Origin of the sequence: Pseudoflavonifractor sp. HCP28S3_F10, from assembly GCF_052065415.1 — a bacterium.
Taxonomy (GTDB): domain Bacteria; phylum Bacillota; class Clostridia; order Oscillospirales; family Oscillospiraceae; genus Pseudoflavonifractor_A.
In genome coordinates, this window is the sequence record NZ_JBQHUB010000056.1 from 1 (window position 1) to 2,801 (window position 2,801).

General features: G+C 52.7%; 3 protein-coding genes. All 3 read right to left on the reverse strand.

What is annotated here, in order from left to right; genetic code table 11:
• Positions 1-129 precede the first annotated feature (129 nt).
• From ACTNBZ_RS14200 to istA, 3 genes are read right to left on the reverse strand one after another with little or no spacing between them, the layout of a single operon-like run.
• The gene (locus ACTNBZ_RS14200) at positions 130-327 is read right to left on the reverse strand and encodes a hypothetical protein (RefSeq protein WP_033120700.1); all 198 of its coding nucleotides are present in this window, start codon (positions 325-327) and stop codon (positions 130-132) included.
• Entirely contained in the window at positions 320-1,111 is a 792-nt protein-coding gene (locus ACTNBZ_RS14205; protein WP_033120701.1) for an ATP-binding protein, read from the reverse strand. The genes ACTNBZ_RS14200 and ACTNBZ_RS14205 overlap by 8 nt, the downstream gene beginning before the upstream one ends.
• Positions 1,108-2,667, reverse strand: coding sequence for an IS21 family transposase (istA, locus tag ACTNBZ_RS14210; RefSeq protein ID WP_441210919.1), 1,560 nt, complete (start codon positions 2,665-2,667; stop codon positions 1,108-1,110). The genes ACTNBZ_RS14205 and istA overlap by 4 nt, the downstream gene beginning before the upstream one ends.
• Positions 2,668-2,801: the final 134 nt, after the last annotated feature.

The window sequence follows — 2,801 nt, forward strand, 5'->3', positions numbered from 1 at the left end:
TGTAAATTTCGTAGCCACAAGTCCATCTGCACGGGGAAAGAAGTCCACCTTCACGGGAAATGAGGCCCACTCTCGCGGGCATGAGGTCCACCGAGAGCAGAGGGGCTTTTGCCCCTCTGCTCCGTAGAATCAAACTCGGTTCCAGCGGTCAATAATCTTTCTGGATTGCTCCCAAATATCCTGCTCACTCCAGGTATATCCGTCGCCAGGTTCCTCGGAGAACAGCGCAAGGATCTCTTCCTTAGCATGTTCGGCGTTCTTCGCATTGAGGAACCAGCTTTGCAGATCCGTGTCCAACATCTGGCGGGTAATCGTCACCTCAATCACCAGCCTCTCCAGGAACAGCTCCCATGCTTCTCAAGCCATGGCGTTCCCTCATGGAGACCTTGCCATCAATCAGAACCTCATAGGCATTGTGGACGATGCGGTCCATAATAGCCTCAGAAATAGGGCTTCGGTCATCAGAGTCAGGATTAATGCGCTCGTACCATTCATCCGTGTTGTATTGGGTACAGAAGATGGTCGCACCCCGGTCGCTGCGCATCTCAACAATCTCCAGCAGGTTGTAGGATTCCTGAGGTGTCAGGCAGCGGATAAGCCACTCATCCAGAATCAGCAGATCGTACTTTCGGTAGCTTTTAATCAGTTTCTTCAGCTCTCCGCTTGCCTGTGCCAGGCTCAATTCCTCCAACAGTTCCGGGAGTCGGATATATCGCACAGACTTGTATTTGCGGCAGGCCGCGTTTCCAAGAGCGCAGGCCAGAAAGGTTTTTCCGCTGCCGGAAGCGCCTTTTAAGATAATGTGGTGGCCGTCTTCAATGTATTTGCATGTGGCAAAGCGGAGAATTTGGGTTTTGTCCAATCTGCGGTCTTCGTGGTATTCAATATCCTCAATCATGGCGCCGGGAGCGGCAAAATGTGCTTCCCGGATGCAGCGTGCCAGTTTGTTCTGCTGGCGCCTGTTCCATTCCGCATCAACCATCAGGGCAAACCGTTCTTCAAACCCAAGCATGCTGTATGCAGCCGGATCGCCTAGCTGGCGCTCAAATTCAGCGGCCATTGCGCTGAAACGCATTGCCTTCAGCGCCTCAATGGTGGAGTTGTTCATCATTTGCTGCTACCTCCTTTTCGGAAGTAGGCAGCGCCGCGGGTTATGCCGTGCCGGGTGTTGGCCTTAGGAACCTCCGGCTTTTTCGGCGTGGCAACCTTGTCTTGCCCATTCTTGAGAATGGTACTGAGCGTTCGGATGGACGGCGTAGAAGTGAACGCCAACAGCCGCTCGCAGGCATTTTCCAACCGTGCTGCACCATAGCGGTCTGCCAGCCTTGTTATACTGGCACAGGCCTTATAGCCTTGCTCGGTTTCTTTTCCGCTTGTGAGGAAATATCGGACAACAGAAGCGGTATGTTCACCAACAGAGCTGCCCCAGGATGTGAACTCGCTTTCGTTGTAATTCAGATACTTCCTATGTTCCGGCGTCATATGCTCCGGCTTTACCACAGGATCGCGAAGTACCGTTCGGTGCCGTGCATGCATAGCAACTCTGGTGCCGCGGTAGAAAACCTCAACCGCGTTTTTGGTCAGGCGCAGGTTCACCTTTTCGCCAATCAGATCAAAGGGGACGGAGTATTTGTTCATGCCATCAAAAACCAGGTAATCAGGCCCAACCGTTATATCAGGAGGCCAGACAGCTGGCTCATATGCGGCAGTCGGAAGAGGCTTCATAAACTCCTGCTCTTCGGTCAGAAAGGCGCTTCTGCGGCAGCCTTCGCGCTTTTTAAACGGGCGGTCATTCAATTCTTCCAGCTTCTCAGCCACCGCTTCCTGCGCTTCGCGTATGGAAAAGAACCGTCGGTCCCGTAGCGCCGCCAGGATCCAGGTTGAAGCAAACTTCACAGTTCCTTCTGCCAAGGGCTTGTCCTTAGGGTGCTCCACTCTGGCTGGGACAATCGCAGTATCGTAATGCTCAGCCAGTTCCTGGTAACTCCGGTTAAGAACTGTTTCATACCGGGTATTTTTCGTTACACCGGTCTTCAGATTATCCGGGATCAGCAGCCGGGTCACACCGCCGAAGTAGCTGTAGGCATGGGCATGACAAAGAAGCCAGTTTTCCAGCTTCATGTCGTCACAGGCCTCGGCATAGGCATAGCAGCTGCAAGGTAGAACCGCAACAAACAAATATGCCTTGGAGACATCCCCGGTAACCGGGTCATAGATATCCAGCGTGTTGCCGGCCCAGTCCACCTGCATAGCATCTCCCGGCTTGTGCTGGATCCGCATGGTTGCCTTGGTAATCCGCGCCCATTGCCTGTATTTCTCGCAGAACTGTGTGTACATGTACGGTGTGGTACCGTCATTTTCGCATCGTCTGCAATACTCTGTCCACAACAGCGTCAAATTTACACCCGGACGTGCTAACTCCTTATGGATGTAGGGATAGTCCGGCTGGGTGTAAAGTGTCTCCGCTGTAGACTTTTCTGGGAAGAGGATTCGCTTCAGCATTTCGTTGGTAACGGTGTCATCCAACGGCCAACTTACTCCTGCTTTCTCTGCTGCAACTCGCACTTCCCGGATCGTATCTCTGGAACAATGCAATGCTGCTGCAATACTCCTCTGCCCATTTTGGGGGTCGTTGCTTAATCGCAAGATTTCTCGGTAGTTTACCATCTCGGCAGCCTCCTTGGTAATAGTCACGACATCGCGTGCTACTACCATTATAAAGGCTCTGATTTAGCCGGACTCCTTCACCGTGACGGTGGACTTGTTTATCCGTGAAGATGGACCGGAAACTCCGTGCAAGT